The sequence below is a fragment of the Crenalkalicoccus roseus genome (genome assembly GCF_004761865.1).
Classification (GTDB): domain Bacteria; phylum Pseudomonadota; class Alphaproteobacteria; order Acetobacterales; family Acetobacteraceae; genus Crenalkalicoccus; species Crenalkalicoccus roseus.
On the sequence record NZ_SJDM01000002.1, the window covers coordinates 194,551 to 209,562 of the forward strand.

Annotated in this window: 18 protein-coding genes; 16 read left to right on the forward strand and 2 right to left on the reverse strand. The window is 75.0% G+C overall.

Annotated features, from left to right (window positions below; translation table 11 throughout):
- Positions 1-290: 290 nt before the first annotated feature.
- Entirely contained in the window at positions 291-1,298 is a 1,008-nt protein-coding gene (locus ET526_RS03050) for a cyclase family protein (RefSeq protein ID WP_135466186.1), read from the reverse strand.
- A 216-nt stretch (positions 1,299-1,514) separates the two neighbouring features.
- Here ET526_RS03050 and ET526_RS03055 point away from each other — a divergent pair, with 216 nt between their 5' ends.
- The 11 genes from ET526_RS03055 to ET526_RS03105 are packed head-to-tail and all read left to right on the forward strand — an operon-like array spanning position 1,515 to position 10,807.
- A complete protein-coding gene (locus ET526_RS03055) occupies positions 1,515-2,363 on the forward strand; it encodes a dienelactone hydrolase family protein (RefSeq protein WP_135466187.1) in 849 nt (282 codons plus the stop codon).
- A 45-nt stretch (positions 2,364-2,408) separates the two neighbouring features.
- Positions 2,409-2,876 carry a ribose 5-phosphate isomerase B gene (gene rpiB / locus ET526_RS03060; RefSeq protein WP_135466188.1) on the forward strand — a complete coding sequence of 156 codons (468 nt, stop codon included), beginning with the start codon at positions 2,409-2,411 and terminating at the stop codon, positions 2,874-2,876.
- Positions 2,873-4,177: a serine hydroxymethyltransferase gene (glyA, locus tag ET526_RS03065; RefSeq protein WP_135466189.1), complete on the forward strand. Its 1,305-nt coding sequence runs from the start codon at positions 2,873-2,875 to the stop codon at positions 4,175-4,177. Before rpiB ends, glyA begins: the two co-directional genes overlap by 4 nt.
- A gap of 33 nt (positions 4,178-4,210) precedes the next feature.
- The gene (gene nrdR / locus ET526_RS03070) at positions 4,211-4,663 is read left to right on the forward strand and encodes a transcriptional regulator NrdR (RefSeq protein ID WP_135466190.1); all 453 of its coding nucleotides are present in this window, start codon (positions 4,211-4,213) and stop codon (positions 4,661-4,663) included.
- Positions 4,664-4,692: 29 nt separating this feature from the next.
- Positions 4,693-5,820, forward strand: coding sequence for a bifunctional diaminohydroxyphosphoribosylaminopyrimidine deaminase/5-amino-6-(5-phosphoribosylamino)uracil reductase RibD (gene ribD, locus ET526_RS03075; protein WP_135466191.1), 1,128 nt, complete (start codon positions 4,693-4,695; stop codon positions 5,818-5,820).
- Complete coding sequence (locus ET526_RS03080; protein ID WP_135466192.1) at positions 5,802-6,413, forward strand: riboflavin synthase; 612 nt, start codon at positions 5,802-5,804, stop codon at positions 6,411-6,413. The genes ribD and ET526_RS03080 overlap by 19 nt, the downstream gene beginning before the upstream one ends.
- Positions 6,410-7,558 carry a 3,4-dihydroxy-2-butanone-4-phosphate synthase gene (gene ribB / locus ET526_RS03085; RefSeq protein WP_240048228.1) on the forward strand — a complete coding sequence of 383 codons (1,149 nt, stop codon included), beginning with the start codon at positions 6,410-6,412 and terminating at the stop codon, positions 7,556-7,558. The genes ET526_RS03080 and ribB overlap by 4 nt, the downstream gene beginning before the upstream one ends.
- Positions 7,555-8,040, forward strand: coding sequence for a 6,7-dimethyl-8-ribityllumazine synthase (gene ribH / locus ET526_RS03090; RefSeq protein ID WP_135466193.1), 486 nt, complete (start codon positions 7,555-7,557; stop codon positions 8,038-8,040). Before ribB ends, ribH begins: the two co-directional genes overlap by 4 nt.
- Positions 8,037-8,576, forward strand: a complete 540-nt coding sequence (gene nusB / locus ET526_RS03095; protein WP_135466194.1) for a transcription antitermination factor NusB — start codon at positions 8,037-8,039, stop codon at positions 8,574-8,576. The genes ribH and nusB overlap by 4 nt, the downstream gene beginning before the upstream one ends.
- Before the next feature lie 4 nt (positions 8,577-8,580).
- A complete protein-coding gene (gene thiL / locus ET526_RS03100) occupies positions 8,581-9,588 on the forward strand; it encodes a thiamine-phosphate kinase (protein WP_135466195.1) in 1,008 nt (335 codons plus the stop codon).
- Between the two features lie 49 nt (positions 9,589-9,637).
- A complete protein-coding gene (locus ET526_RS03105) occupies positions 9,638-10,807 on the forward strand; it encodes an MFS transporter (protein ID WP_135466196.1) in 1,170 nt (389 codons plus the stop codon).
- A 91-nt stretch (positions 10,808-10,898) separates the two neighbouring features.
- Here the strand turns inward: ET526_RS03105 and ET526_RS03110 are convergent, their stop codons facing one another.
- The gene (locus ET526_RS03110) at positions 10,899-11,396 is read right to left on the reverse strand and encodes an outer membrane protein assembly factor BamE (RefSeq protein WP_135466197.1); all 498 of its coding nucleotides are present in this window, start codon (positions 11,394-11,396) and stop codon (positions 10,899-10,901) included.
- 70 nt (positions 11,397-11,466) lie between these two features.
- Between ET526_RS03110 and ET526_RS03115 the strand changes: the two genes are divergently transcribed.
- From ET526_RS03115 to ET526_RS03135, 5 genes are all read left to right on the forward strand, one after another.
- Positions 11,467-12,033, forward strand: coding sequence for a ubiquinol-cytochrome C chaperone family protein (locus tag ET526_RS03115; RefSeq protein ID WP_135466198.1), 567 nt, complete (start codon positions 11,467-11,469; stop codon positions 12,031-12,033).
- Positions 12,023-12,547 (forward strand): YceD family protein, encoded by a 525-nt coding sequence (locus tag ET526_RS03120; protein ID WP_135466199.1) that lies wholly within the window; start codon positions 12,023-12,025, stop codon positions 12,545-12,547. The genes ET526_RS03115 and ET526_RS03120 overlap by 11 nt, the downstream gene beginning before the upstream one ends.
- A 94-nt stretch (positions 12,548-12,641) precedes the next feature.
- Positions 12,642-12,845, forward strand: coding sequence for a 50S ribosomal protein L32 (gene rpmF, locus ET526_RS03125; protein ID WP_135466200.1), 204 nt, complete (start codon positions 12,642-12,644; stop codon positions 12,843-12,845).
- A gap of 119 nt (positions 12,846-12,964) precedes the next feature.
- Positions 12,965-14,011: a phosphate acyltransferase PlsX gene (plsX, locus tag ET526_RS03130; RefSeq protein WP_135466201.1), complete on the forward strand. Its 1,047-nt coding sequence runs from the start codon at positions 12,965-12,967 to the stop codon at positions 14,009-14,011.
- Positions 14,012-14,026: 15 nt separating this feature from the next.
- Entirely contained in the window at positions 14,027-15,007 is a 981-nt protein-coding gene (locus ET526_RS03135; protein ID WP_135466202.1) for a beta-ketoacyl-ACP synthase III, read from the forward strand.
- Positions 15,008-15,012 lie beyond the last annotated feature (5 nt).

A 15,012-nucleotide genomic window follows, 5' to 3' on the forward strand; every position in this document is an offset into this window, starting at 1 on the left:
CGCGGGCCCGGTCCGGTCCCTCCATCCATGCTGCCCCGGCACCCGGCCCCGCCCTCCGCAACGCCGGCCAACCCGCACGCTTGCGCGGCAGGCCTCAGGGCCGGACGGCTCCGGGTCAGGAAGGTGCCCCCCTCGGGGCGATCGCCGATATAGGAAATCCTGGTTCCGGCTAACACCCCAAATCCTGGCAACCCTCCGTTGCGCGCCCACGGAGGCTGTGCCGGCTCGGACGGAGGCGGCGCCGCGCGCCGTCCGGCGCCGCCTGTCTTGCGCAAGGGAGGATCAGCAGATCACCTTATCGCCACAGGGTTGATGATCGCCTGCACCGCGCCGCGGTAGAGGGGCTGACCGAGCACGAACATGAACTCCGTCACCCCGTCGCGGACCAGCCCGCGCGTATCCAGGTTCTCGAGGATGTAGATGCCGTTGCGCGCGAGCAGCACTTGATGCCCTTCCCACAGCACGGAGGGGTTGCGGAACGGCACCGCCTCCACGCCCCAGGTGTCGGCGCCCACCGCCACCGGCTGCAGCGAGGCGAGGAAGGCGGCGCCCTCGCCGTCTATGCCCGGCTCCTCGGCGCCGAAGCGCTGCGCGTCCTCGTCGAGCACGGAGAGCCAGCCGGTGTGCAGCACCACCACGTCGCCCGGCGTCACCTGCACGTTCTGCTGCTGCATGGCGGTGCGCAGCTCCTCGGCGGTCACCAGCTCGCCGCCCTCGAGCCGGGGCTTGTTCCTGAACCGCGCCAGGTCGATCAGCACGCCGCGGGTGACGATGGGCGGGATCTTCTCGATGCCGAGCTTGGTCACGCCGGTGACCCGGACGAAGTCGCCGGCGCGGTTGCCGTTGTAGAAGACGTTGTCGATGCCGAGATGGGCGAGCCCGTCTATCTGGGTGCCGACGCCGAGCCAGCCGGTGATCATGTCGTCCACATAGCTTACCCGGTTCTCGGAGGGGACGACGGCGCCGCCATACTGGTTCGGCATCAGGATGGTGACGGCGAGGTTGCGCGGCGGGTAGGCGGGCGTGTCGCGCCCGACGACGATGCCCATGCGCCAGGTCCGGCCCTCGCGGACGAGTTGCGCGGCCTGCTGCACCTTCTGCGGCGTCAGCAGGTTGGCGGCGCCGATCTCGTCCTGCGGCCCCCAGCGGGAGGGGAACCAGTTCTGCTGGCCCGCGGCCGCCGCGCCCGCGGGTGCTGCCTGCTGCGCCTGCGCCGGGGTCGCCCGGAGGCCGAGCTGCACCGCCGCGCAGCCGCCGCAGATGCCGCCCAGGAGATGCCGTCGGGATAGCGTGTGCATGGGTCTTCCTCCCGCAGGCCGGCCGCCGCGAGGGGGGGCCGCCGCGGCGGCGATCCTGGCCGAGCGGGGCGCGCGGCGGCGATCAACATTGCGCAGGCCGCGCGTGCGAGGCGCGGGAGGTTCCGCGCGGGCGCGGGGCGCGGCCCTTTCCACTTCTCGCCGAATGCCGCGAGGCCGGAGGTTCCGCGCGGGCGCGGGGCGCGGTAGGGCGGGGGGATGACCGGACGCCTCCTCCGCCTCGCCGCGCTGCTGCTTCCGCTCCTCCTGCCGGCCGCACCGCCGCGGGCGGCGGAGGCGGTCCTCCTGCCGGGGCCGGGGGGCGTGACGTTGCGCGGCCTGCTGGTGCTCCCGGAGGATGGCCGGCCGGGCATTCCGGTCGTCGCGCTGCATGGCTGCGCCGGGCTGGGAGGCCCCGCGGCGGAGCCGCGCCTGCCGCCGCGGGAGCGGGACTGGGCGGCACGCCTCGCGGCGCGCGGCCACCCCGTGCTGTTCCCGGACAGCTTCGGCAGCCGCGGCGTGGCGGAAACCTGCCGCGGCGGCGAGCGCGGCCTCCGCCCCGAGACCCTGCGGCGGGAGGACGCCCTCGCCGCCGCCGCCTGGGCCGCGGCGCAGCCCTGGGCGGCGCCGGGGGCGGGCGTGTTCCTGCTCGGATGGTCGCACGGCGCCAGCACGGCGCTGGCGGCGGCCGGGGCGCCCGTGCCGCCGGGGCTGATCCGCGCCGCCGTCGCTCTCTACCCCGGCTGCCGGCGCGCGGGGCAGGCGCTGCCGGAATGGCGCCCGGCCGTGCCGGTGCTGATGCTGCTCGGCGAGGCGGACGAATGGACGCCCAGCGCCCCCTGCCGGGACCTGGCGGCGCGGGCGGGGGCGGGGGTGACGGTCATCGCCTATCCCGGCGCGCATCATGGCTTCGACCAGCCGGGAATGCCGCTCAGGGAACTGCGCGGCCTCGCCCAGGCGCCCGGGGGTGTCGCGCGGATGGGGACGGACCCGGCGGCGCGGCAGGACGCGCTGCGGCGGGTGCCGGCCTTCCTCGCCCGGCACGGCGCGCCGGCGCACAAGGAATAGGGGCGCGGCGTTCCGGCGCCCCACCTTCCATGGTAGTGCAGCGCCATGGAGACCACCCCCCTGACCATCGCCATCGGGAGCGACCACGCCGGCCTGCCGCTCAAGCGCGTGCTGGCCGAGGCGCTGGCGGCCGAGGGCCACCGCCTGCTCGACTTCGGCACCGACGCGCCCGAGAGCGTGGACTACCCGGACTACGCCCACCGCGTGGCGGAGGCCGTGGCCGGGGGCCGCGCCCGCTTCGGCGTGCTGGTCTGCGGCAGCGGCATCGGCATGGCCATCGCCGCCAACCGCCACCCCGCGATCCGCGCCGCCGTGCTGCACGACAGCACCGAGGCGCGCCTCACCCGCGCGCACAACGACGCCAACATCGCCGCCTTCGGCGCCCGGCTCACCGGGCCGGAGGTGGCGCTGGACGCGCTGCGCGCCTTCCTCGCCACGCCATATGAGGGCGGCCGGCACGACCGGCGCCTCGCCAAGCTGACGCCGCCGCAGGCGGGAGGAGCCACGCCGTGAACGACATCGCCGCCCGCCCCGCCGGGGACGGCTTCTTCGCCGCCCCCCTCGCCGAGGCCGATCCCGAGATCGCCGACGCCATCGGGCGGGAGCTGGCCCGCCAGCAGGACGGAATCGAGCTGATCGCCTCCGAGAACATCGTCTCCCGCGCCGTGCTGGAGGCGCAGGGGAGCGTGCTGACCAACAAGTACGCCGAGGGCTATCCGGGGCGACGCTACTACGGCGGCTGCGAGTTCGTGGACGTGGCGGAGCGGCTGGCGATCGAGCGCGCCTGCCGCCTGTTCGGCTGCGGCTTCGCCAACGTCCAGCCGCATTCCGGCGCGCAGGCCAACCAGGCGGTGTTCCTCGCCCTGCTGCAGCCCGGCGATTCCTTCATGGGCCTCGACCTCGCCGCCGGCGGGCACCTGACGCACGGCTCGCTCGCCAACCTCTCCGGCAAGTGGTTCCGCCCCGTGCCCTACACGGTGCGGCGCGAGGACCAGAGGATCGACATGGAGGAGGTGGCCCGCATCGCGCGGGAGAGCCGGCCGAAGCTGATCATCGCCGGCGGCAGCGCCTATGCGAGGCACTGGGACTTCGCCCGCTTCCGCGCCATCGCCGACGAGGTCGGCGCCTTCTTCATGGTGGACATGGCGCATTTCGCCGGCCTCGTCGCCGGCGGCGCGCACCCCTCTCCCTTCCCGCACGCCCACGTGGTCACCACCACCACGCACAAGACCCTGCGCGGCCCGCGCGGCGGCATGATCCTGACCGACGACGAGGCGCTGGCGAAGCGCATCAACTCCGCGGTCTTCCCGGGCCTGCAGGGCGGGCCCCTGATGCATGTGATCGCCGCCAAGGCGGTCGCCTTCGGCGAGGCGCTGCGCCCCGAATTCCGCGCCTATGCCCGCCAGGTGGTCGCCAACGCCCGCGCGCTGGCCGAGGCGCTGCGCGCCCAGGGGCTCGACCTCGTCACCGGGGGGACGGACAACCACCTGCTGCTCGTGGACCTGCGGCCGAAGCGGGTCACCGGCAAGGCAGCGGAGGGGGCGCTGAACCGCGCTCACCTCACCTGCAACAAGAACGCCATTCCCTTCGACCCGGAGAAGCCGATGGTCACCTCCGGCATCCGCCTCGGCACGCCGGCAGCGACCACCCGCGGCTTCGGCGAGGCGGAGTTCCGCGAGGTCGGGGCGCTGATCGGGGAGGTGCTGGACGGGCTCGCCCGCGCCAACGCCGCCGAGGGCAACACGGCGGCGGAGGAGGGGGTGAGGGCTCGCGTCCTCGACCTCTGCCGCCGCTTCCCGATTTACCGGGGCTGAGCCCCGAGGGGCGGGGAGGGGAGGGAACAGGCGGTGAAATGCCCCTATTGCGGCAAGGACGACACCCAGGTGAAGGACAGCCGCCCCGCCGAGGACGGGGCGGCGATCCGCCGCCGCCGCTCCTGCCCCGCCTGCGGCGCCCGCTTCACCACCTTCGAGCGCGTGCAGCTCCGCGAGCTGACGGTGGTGAAGGCGGATGGCCGCCGCGTGCCCTTCGACCGCGAGAAGCTCGCCCGCTCGATCCGCGTGGCGCTGCGCAAGCGCCCGGTGGACGAGGACCGCATCGAGCGTCTCGTCAACGGCATCCAGCGCCGGCTGGAGACCGAGGCGGAGACCGAGGTCACCTCCCGCCAGATCGGCGAGATCGTGATGGAGACGCTGAAGGGGGTGGACCAGGTCGGCTATGTCCGCTTCGCCAGCGTCTACCGCAACTTCAACGAGGCGCGGGACTTCCGCGCCTTCCTGGGCGAGCTCGATGAGACCTGAGCGGCCCGCCGCGGCCGCGCGCGGCTAGCATGGCCTCCGAGGAGGACCGCGCCCATATGCGGGCGGCGCTGGCGCTCGCCCGCCGCGGCCTCGGCAACACCTGGCCCAACCCCTCGGTCGGCTGCGTCATCGTCCGCGACGGGCGGGTGGTCGGGCGCGGCTGGACCTGCCCGGGCGGGCGCCCGCACGCCGAGGCGGAGGCGCTGGCCCGGGCGGGGGAGGCGGCGCGCGGCGCCACCGCCTATGTCACGCTCGAGCCCTGCTCCCACTGGGGGCGCACGCCCCCCTGCTGCGAGGCGCTGGTCCGCGCCGGGGTGCACCGCGTGGTGGTGGCCGCCCGCGACCCTGACCCGCGGGTGGATGGGCGCGGCCTCGCCCGGCTGCGCGAGGCGGGGGTGATCGTCGAGCTCGGGCTGATGGAGGAGGAGGCGCGGGCGCTGCATGCCGGCTTCGCGCGCCGCATCACTCGCGGCCTGCCCCTGGTCACGCTCAAGCTCGCCACCACCCTCGACGGCCGCATCGCCACCGCCGGCGGGGAGAGCCGCTGGATCACCGGCGAGGCGGCGCGGCGGGAAGCGCACGCGCTGCGCGCCCGCCACGACGCGGTGCTGGTCGGCTCCGGCACCGTCCTCGCCGATGATCCCGAGCTGACCTGCCGCATCCCCGGCATGGCGCGGGTGCCGCCGGCGCGGGTGGTGGCCGACGAACGGCTGCGCACGCCCCTGACGGCGCGGCTGGTGCGCAGCGCGCGGGAGACGCCGACCTGGATCGCCACCGCCACCGGCCATCCCCCGCCCGTGCTCGCCCCCTACCAGGCGGCGGGGGTGGAGATCCTGCCGCTGCGCCGGGGGCGGGAGGGGCTGGAGATGGCGGCGCTGCTCGCCGCCCTGGCGCAGCGCGGCATCACCCGGGTGCTGGCCGAGGGGGGGGCGGGCATCGCCGCGGCGCTGCTGCGCGCGGGGCTGGTGGACCGGCTCGCCTGGTTCCACGCCCCCGGGGTGATGGGCGGCGACGGGCTGCCCGCCGTGCGGCCCTTGCCGCTTGCCTCGCTTTCCGCCATGCCCAGGTTCCGGAGGGTTGCCGCCCGGCCGCTGGGCGACGACGTGCTGACCGAGTTCGAGCGCGAGGACGAGCAGCCATGTTCACCGGAATCGTGACCGATCTCGGAACGGTGCGGGAGGTGCAGCCGATCGGCGGCGGGCACGACATGCGCCTCGTCATCGGCACCTCGCCCGGCTTCCTGGCCACGCCCCAGCCGGCCGCCATCGGCGCCTCCATCGCCTGCTCGGGCTGCTGCCTGACGGCGGTGGATCTCGGCGGGGACTGGTTCGCCGCGGACGCCTCGGCCGAGACGCTGTCGCGGACGACGCTCGGGCGGCTGCGCCCCGGCAGCCGGGTGAACCTCGAGCGCTCGCTCCGGCTCGGCGACGAACTCGGCGGGCACCTCGTCTCCGGCCATGTGGACGGGGTGGCCGAGGTGCTCTCGGCGGAGCCGGAGAACGCCTCGGTGCGCTGGCGCTTCCGCCTGCCGCCCGGCCTGTCGCGCTACGTCGCGGTGAAGGGCTCGATCGCCGTGGACGGCGTCTCGCTCACCGTGAACGAGGTTGACGGGGACATCTTCGGCGTCAACATCATCCCTCATACCGCTGCCGTGACCACCTTCGGCACGCTGCAGCCGGGCGGGCTCGTGAACATCGAGATAGACATGCTGGCACGATATGTCGCCCGGCTGCGGGAGACGACCCCATGAGCGCGGGCTCCATGGCCGGAACGGCCCCCGGGAAGGTCAGCTTCTCCGAGTTCATCAGCCCGACCGAGGAGCTGATCGAGGAGGCGCGGCGCGGCCGCATGTTCATCCTGGTGGACGACGAGGACCGGGAGAACGAGGGCGACCTCGTGGTCCCGGCGCAGTTCGCCACGCCGGACGCCATCAACTTCATGGCCAAGCACGCGCGCGGCCTGATCTGCCTGGCGCTGACGCGCCACCGCGTGGAGCAGCTCGGCCTGCCGCTGATGGCCGCGGCCAACGGCACCCGCCACCAGACCGCCTTCACCGTCTCGATCGAGGCGCGGGACGGCGTCACCACCGGCATCTCCGCGGCCGACCGCGCGCACACCATCGCGGTCGCCATCAACCCGGAGATGGGGCGGGAGCACATCGTCACACCGGGCCACGTCTTCCCGCTGATGGCGCGCGAGGGCGGCACGCTGGTCCGCGCCGGGCACACCGAGGCGGCGGTGGACATCGCCCGCCTCGCCGGCCTCAACCCCTCGGGCGTGATCTGCGAGATCATGAACGACGACGGCACCATGGCCCGGATGCCGGACCTCGTCGCCTTCGCCCAGCATCATGGCCTCAAGCTCGGCACCATCGCCGACCTGATCGCCTACCGCCGGCGGACCGAGCGGCTGGTGCGGCGCGTGGTGGAAGGGCACATCCACCACCGCATCGGCGGCGACTGGCGCCTCGTCGTCTACACCAACACGCTGGAATACGCCGAGCACCTGGCGCTGGTGAAGGGCGACGTCTCCGCCCCCGGCCCGGTGCACGTGCGCATGCACGCGGCGAACCTGATGCACGACATCGTCATGGGCGAGGGCACGCGCGACCTGCACGCGGCGATGTCCATGATCGCCGAGGTGGGGCGCGGCGTCGTCGTCATCATCCGGGACTGGCGCCCCACCAACATGAGCGAGCAGATCCGCCGCGGCCGCGACAAGCGCGTCGCCCCGCCGGAGATCCGCGACTACGGCATCGGCGCGCAGATCCTGGCCGATCTCGGCGTGCGCGACATGGTGCGCATCTCCAACAACCCCCGCCCCGTGGTCGGCCTCGAGGGCTACGGGCTCCGGGTGGTGGAGAGCCGCCCGGTGACGCCGGAGGACTGGCAGTGAGCACCAGGGACGCGCCCGAGCGCCAGGCGGCGCGGCTCTCCGGACCCGCGCCGCGGATCCTGGTGATCCAGGCCCCCTATTACGAGCAGGTGGTGGGCGGGATGCTGCGCGGCGCCGAGCGCGTCCTGGCCGAGGCCGGCGCCGCGCTCGAGGTGGTGAGCGTCGCCGGCGCCTTCGAGCTGCCGGCGGCGCTGCGCATGGCGCTCTCCCACCCGGGCGCGCGCCATGACGGCTTCCTCCTCCTCGGCTGCGTGGTGAAGGGCGAGACCGACCACTACGACTTCATCTGCGACGCGGTCTGCCACGGCGTCATGGCCATCGGCGTGGAGACCGGCGCGGCGGTCGGCTTCGGCCTGCTCACCGTGGACACGCTGCAGCAGGCGATCGCCCGCTCCTCCGACGACCGGCACAACAAGGGCGCCGAGGCGGCGCGGGCGCTGCTCGGCCAGGTGGCGCTGCGGCGGCGCTGGGGCCTCGCATGAGCGGCACCGGCAAGGGCAGGCCGGCCGCGCCGAGGCCGCGCGGCCGGCCCCGCACCGGCGCGCGCGTCGCCGCCGTGCAGGCGCTCTACCAGAGCGAGCAGACCGGCGAGCCGGCGGAGGTGGTGATCGAGCAGTTCGTCCGCCACCGCATCGGCGCGCTGCCCGGCCCGCGCGGCGACATCCCCGGCTACGAGGAAGGACGGGTGCCGGAGGCCGACGTGCCGCTGTTCGGCGCCATCGTGCGCCGCGCCGCGCGCGAGGGCGAGACGCTGGACGGGCTGCTCGCCCGCCACCTCGACAAGGACTGGCCGCTGGAGCGGCTCGATCCGGTGCTGCGCGCCCTGCTGCGCGCCGCCGGGGCCGAGCTGATCGGCGGCAAGGAGCCCCCGGCGCGGGTGGTGATCAACGAGTATCTCGACATCGCCCACGGCTTCTTCGGCGGGGAGGAGCCGCGCTTCGCCAACGGCGTGCTGGACGCGCTCGCGCGCACCCTGAGGCCCGAGGAGTTCGCCGCGCCGCGCCGCGCCGGGCGCTGAGCCGATGCCGCCCGGCGCAGCCGCAGGCGAGGAGGAGGCCGGCGCGGGGCTGCCGGGGGAGTTCGCGCTGATCGCACGGCATTTCCGCGCCCTGGCCGGGCCCGGCGCCCTCGGCCTCGAGGACGATGCGGCGGTGCTCGACCCGCCGCCGGGGCGCCAGCTCGTGATCGCCGCCGATGCCATGGTGGAGGGGGTGCATTTCCTCCCCGAGGATCCGCCGGAAACCGTCGGCCGCAAGCTGCTGCGGGTGAACCTGTCCGACCTCGCCGCCATGGGCGCGGCGCCGCTCGGCTACCTGATGACCGTGGCGCTGCCGAAGCGGGTGGCCGAGGAGTGGATCGCCGCCTTCGCCGCCGGGCTGGCCGAGGATCAGAGGCTCTTCGGCCTCGGCACGCTCGGGGGCGACACCGTCTCCACCCCGGGGCCGATCGCCCTGTCGCTCACCATCCTCGGCACCGTCGCGCCGGGGGCGGCGCTGCGCCGGCGCGGGGCGCGGCCGGGCGACGAGCTCTGGGTTTCGGGCAGCATCGGCGACGGGGCGCTCGGCCTCGCCGTGCTGCAGGGGCGGCTGCCGCCGGATCCGGAGGGCTTCCTCGCCCGCCGCTACCGCCTGCCGGAGCCGCGCCTCGCGCTCGGCGCGGCGCTGGCCGACCTCGCGCGGGCGGCGATGGACGTCTCGGACGGGCTGGTGCAGGACCTCGGCCATCTCTGCCGCGCCTCCGGCTGCGGCGCGGTGCTGGAGGCGGCGCGGGTGCCGCTCTCCCCCGCCGCGCGGGCGGCGCTCGCCGCCGATCCGGCCCTGCTGCCCCTGCTGCTGGCGGGGGGCGACGATTACGAGCTGCTCTTCGCCGCCCCGCCCGGGGAAGCCGCGGCGGTGTCCGCCCGTGCCGCCGCCGCCGGCGTGCCGGTCACGCGCATCGGGCGGTTCGTCGAGGGCAGGGCGGAGGTCGCCGTGCTGGGCGAGGACGGCGCCCCGCTCGGCCTCGCCAGGGGAGGATGGAGCCATTTCTGAAGCCGCCGCAGCGCCCGCGGAGCGGGCGGGCCGGGACGCCGAGGCCGCGATGCGGCGGCAGGTCTGGCTGCTGTTCTTCTGCCTGGCGCTGATGCACTCCTCGATCGTCGGGCAGGTGATGATGGGGGCGCTGATCGGCCATTCCCTGGCCGAGGACAAGTCGCTCGCCACCCTGCCGGTCGCCATCCAGATGGCCGCGACCATGGCGGCCTCGATCCCGGCCGGAATCGTCTTCGCCCGGCTCGGCCGCCGCGCCGGCTTCCTGCTCGGGGCGGCGGCCTCGCTCCTCGGCTGCGTCGTCTTCGCCCTGGGCGTCTGGAAGGGGGATTTCCTGCTCTACTGCCTCGGCGCCATTCCCGCCGGGCTCGGCTTCGGCATCGCCCAGCATTACCGCTTCGCCGCCGCCGAGGTGGCCACCCCCGCCTACCGCGCCAGGGCGATCTCGCTGGTGATGGCGGGGGGCGTGGTCTCCGCCGCGCTCGGGCCGGAGATCGTCAAGCACACCCAGGGGGTGTTCGCGCCCTACCTGTTCCTCGGCACCTACATGGCGCTGGCGCTGCTGCCCGTCCTCTGCATGGTGCTGCTGACCTTCGTGCGCCTGCCGCCGCCCCCGCCGCGCGACGCCGGCGGCGCCCCGATCCGCGAGATCATCGCCCGCCCCGCCTTCATCGCCGCCGCGGTCACCGGCATGGTCGCCTTCGGCACGATGAACCTGGTGATGACCTCGACGCCGGTGGAGATGATGCTCTGCGGCTTCGGGATCGCCGCCTCGGCGACAGTGATCCAGGCCCATGCCGTCGCCATGTACGCCCCGGGCTTCGTGACCGGGCGGCTGATCGCGCGCTACGGGGTGCGGCGGGTCATCGTCGCGGGTGCCGTGCTCTCCGCGCTCTGCGTCGCGGTCGGGCTGCTCGGCCAGGGGTTCTGGCACTTCGCCCTGGCGCTGGCGCTGCTGGGGGTGGGGTGGAACTTCATGTTCGTCGGCGCGACCGCCCTGCTCGGCACCGCCCATGCGCCGGAGGAGCGGGTGCGCGCCCAGGCGGCGAACGACTTCCTGGTGTTCGGCACCGTCGCCTGCACCGCCTTCCTCTCCGGCGCCGTCCACGCGCAGGCGGGCTGGGCGGCCCTCAACGTCTCGATCCTGCCCCCGCTCGCGGCCGCGGTGGCGCTGCTCGCCTGGCAGCGCTGGCGGGCGGCGCCACGGCGCGCCGCGGCCTGATCCGGTCGGCGGCACCGCCGGCCGCGGCCGGGATCCCGCTGCGGCCGGCCGCATAGGGCGGCGGGATGCGGCCGCCGGCGGGAGGGGCGGCTCAGCGGCCGGTGCCGCCCCCCTCGCCGCCCACGGGGGCGGGGCCGAAGCGGCCGATGTTGCCGAACAGCTCCTGCAGCAGGGTACGGTCGGTGCCGGGCGTCGGCGTCTCGCGCGAGACCATGACGACCGGCCGGGCGTCGGCCTCGGTCAGGACCCGCACCTGGCGGACCACGCCGTTCTGGTCGAAATCCACCGCCACCGTGCGCTGGTCCCGCACCTGCAGGCTGCGGCCCGGCCGCTGGCGGGTCTTGCTGCTGATGTAGAACCAGCTTTCCTCGCCGAAGCTGTTGCGCGTGGTGGGGGAGCCGAGCAGCGCCTGCACGTCCGCCCTGGTGTGCACGCCCGGCGTGATGTCCTGCAGCAGGTCCTGGGTCACCCGGTGGCCGCGCTGGACCACCGGCGCCTCGAAGAGGCTGCAGCCGGGCAGCAGGAGCAGGGCGGCCAGGGCGAGCGCCGCGCGCCGGGCTGCGTTGACCGTGGGGCGAGGGCGATCCATGTGGGGGGCGAATGCCATTTCGTCCCGGCCCGGTCAACGGGCCCGCCAGCGCCTGAAGGACCGCCGACCCATGGGCCTGTTCGCCCTGTTCCGCCGCAAGCCGCATGAGCGTTCGGGCTTCGCGCTGTACGGGGCGGCCGTGGCGGCCGCGCGCAACCCCCGCTTCTTCGGGCCGGAGGGCGCCCCAGACACGCTGGACGGGCGGTTCGACCTGGTCGGCCTGCACGTCGCGCTGCTGATCCGCCGGCTGCGCACCGACCCGGACCCGCGCGGCGCGGCGCTGGCCCAGGCGGTGTTCGACGCCATGTTCTCCGACATGGACCTGAACCTGCGCGAGATGGGGGTGAGCGACCTCGCCGTCGGCAAGCGGGTGCGGCGGATGTGGGAGGCCTTCCACGGCAGGGCCCGCGCCTATGAGGCGGCGCTCGAGGCCGGCGACCGCGCGGCGCTGGCCGCAGCGCTGACGCGCAACGTGTGGCGGCGGGAGCCGGGGCCGGAGGGGCCGCCCGCCGCGGCGCTCCGCCTCGCCGACCACGCGATGGGCGTGGCCGCCGCGCTGGCGACGCAGGACCTCGCGGCTTTCCTGCGCGGGGAGGCGCGCTTCCCCATCCCGCTGGAGGCCTCCCATGCCGGCTGACCGCCCCGTGCCCGTGATCCGGCCGGAATTCTCCCGCCCCCTCCGCCTCGCCCTGGTCGGCCCCGAGGGGCGGCGGGAGGTGGTGGAGGCCGGGGCGGCGGAGCGGGAGGCGCTGGCGCGCCGCTTCGGCATTCCCGCCATCGCCAGCCTGCGGGCCGAGCTGCGCCTGACCGCCGAGGCGGATGGCGCCGTCCTCGCCCGCGGCCGCCTCGCCGCCGAGGTGACCCAGACCTGCGTGGTGACCCTGGAGCCGGTCGCGCAACGGGTCGAGGAGGAGGTGGCGCTGCGTTTCCTGCCCCCGGGGCGGATCGCCGATGAGGGGCCGGAGGAGATGGACGAGATCGAGGCTCCCCAGGGCGTGGCGGACCTCGGCGAGGCGATGGCGGAGCAGCTTTCCCTCGCCCTCGATCCCTATCCTCGGGCGCCCGGCGCCACGCTGCCGGAGGAGGGCGGCGCGGCGCTCCCCCCCTCCGGCCCCTTCGCCGCCCTCGTCCGCCTGCCCCGGAAACGCTGAGCGGCGCGGCGCGCTTGCATGGGCGGGGGGGCGGTGCTAAGCCCGCGCGCTCCCGCCGAAAGCACTGCGTTTACATCGAGAAAGGCTCGGCACCATGGCCGTTCCGAAGAAGAAGGTTTCGCCCTCCCGCCGCGGCATGCGGCGGAGCCATGAGGCGCTGTCGCGCGAGGCCTATGCCGAATGCCCCAATTGCGGCGAGCTGAAGCGGCCGCATCACGTCTGCGCCTCCTGCGGCCATTACGACGGGCGCGAGGTGGTTCCGGCCGGCGACGCCCTGAAGGCGGCCGTCCGCACCTGAGAGCCCCCTTGGCTCGCCCGCGCGAACGCGCCGCCATGGCACGGACATGGCCCTTCCCGGGCGCGGCGCGGCCGCGCGGCGGGGAGGATTGCTCCGCGCGCCACGGGGAGCCCGCCTAGATGTCGCAGACCTACTCCCTGGCCATAGACGCCATGGGGGGCGACAACGCGCCCGACATCGTCCTGGACGGGCTCGAACTCGCGGCCGAGCGCCATCCGCAGGCGCGCTTCCTGCTGGTGGGGGATGAGGGGCGGGTCGGGGCCCTGCTGGCCCGCCGCCGCCGCGCGGCCGGCGCGTGCAGCCTGCGCCACGCGCCCGATGTCGTCTCCGCCGACATGAAGCCCACCGCCGCGCTGCGGCAGGGCCGCCACAGCTCCATGCGCGTCGCGATAGACGCGGTGGCGGCGGGGGAGGCGGCGGGCGTCGTCTCCGCCGGCAACACCGGGGCGCTGATGGCGCTCGCCAAGATCGTGATCAAGACGCTGCCGGAGATCGACCGCCCGGCGCTCGCCGCCATCGGTCCCTCGGCGCGCGGCGACGTGGTGATGCTCGACCTCGGCGCCAACGTCCAGTGCGACGCGCGCAACCTGGTGGAGTTCGCGGTGATGGGCGACGCCTTCGCCCGCGCCGTGCTCGGCCTGCCCGCGCCCTCCATCGGCCTGCTCAACGTCGGCTCCGAGGAGCTGAAGGGCGACGAGCGCGTGCGCCAGGCCGCGGACGTGCTGCGCGAGAGCCACATCGCGGCGCAGTTCCAGGGCTTCGTCGAGGGGCACGACATCGCCGCGGGCACGGTGGACGTGATCGTCACCGACGGGTTCACCGGCAACGTCGCGCTCAAGACCGGCGAGGGCGCGCTGAAGCTGATGCGCGACCTGCTGCGCCAGGTCTTCACCAGCAGCATCCCGGCGCGGATGGGCTACCTGCTGGCGCGCCCGGCGCTCGACCGGCTGCGCGAATGGATGGACCCGCGCCGCTACAACGGCGCGATCCTGCTCGGCCTGCGCGGCGTCGTGGTGAAGAGCCACGGCGGCACCGACGCGCTGGGCTTCGCCCATGCGGTGGACGTCGCCATGGACATGGTGACGCACCGTTTCAACGACCGGATCCGGGAGGGCCTCGCCCGGCTCTCCTCCCCGGCGGCGGGTCTCGAACCCGCCTCCCGCTGAAGGCAGCGAAGAACGATGACCATGCGCGCGCTGATCGCCGGCTGCGGCGGCTACCTGCCCGAGCGGGCGGTCTCGAACGAGGAGCTGGCGCGCGAGCACGGGCTCGACACCACCGACGCCTGGATCGTGGAGCGCACCGGCATCCGCCGCCGCCACATCGCCGCGCCGGGCGAGACCGCCTCCTCCATGGCCGCCGCCGCGGCGCGCCGGGCGCTGGAGCGGGCGCGCCTGCCGGCGGAGGCGGTGGATTGCGTCATCGTCGCCACCGCTACCCCGGACTCCGCCTTCCCCGCGACGGCGGTGCGGGTGCAGCAGCATCTCGGCATCACCCGCGGCTTCGGCTTCGACGTCTCAGCCGCCTGCACCGGCTTCGTCTACGCGCTCGGCGTCGCGGACTCGCTGATCCGCACCGGCGCCGCGCGCTGCGCGCTGGTGATCGGCGCGGAGGTGTTCTCCCGCATCATGGACTGGACCGACCGCGGCACCTGCGTGCTGTTCGGCGACGGCGCCGGGGCGGTGGTGCTGGTGGCGGGCGAGGGGAAGGGCGACGCCTCCGACCGCGGCATCCTCTCCACCCACCTGCACTCCGACGGCCGGCACGGCGACATCCTCTACGTGGACGGCGGCGCCGGCTCGAACGGCGCGTGCGGCAAGCTGCGCATGGCCGGCAAGGAGGTGTTCCGCCACGCCGTCTCCAAGCTCGCCGCCGTGGTGGACGAGGCGCTGGCCGCCAACGGCCTCGGCCACGAGGACGTGCGCTGGCTGGTGCCGCACCAGGCCAATCTCCGCATCATCGAGGCGATGGGCAAGAAGCTGCGGCTGCCGCCGGAGCGGGTGGTGGTCACGGTGGACCGGCATGCCAACACCTCCGCCGCCTCGATCCCGCTGGCGCTGGCCGAGGCCGACGCCTCCGGCCGGCTGGAGCGGGGCGACCTGATCGTGATGGAGGCGATCGGCGGCGGCCTCACCTGGGGGGCGGCGCTGGCGCGCTACTAGCCTTC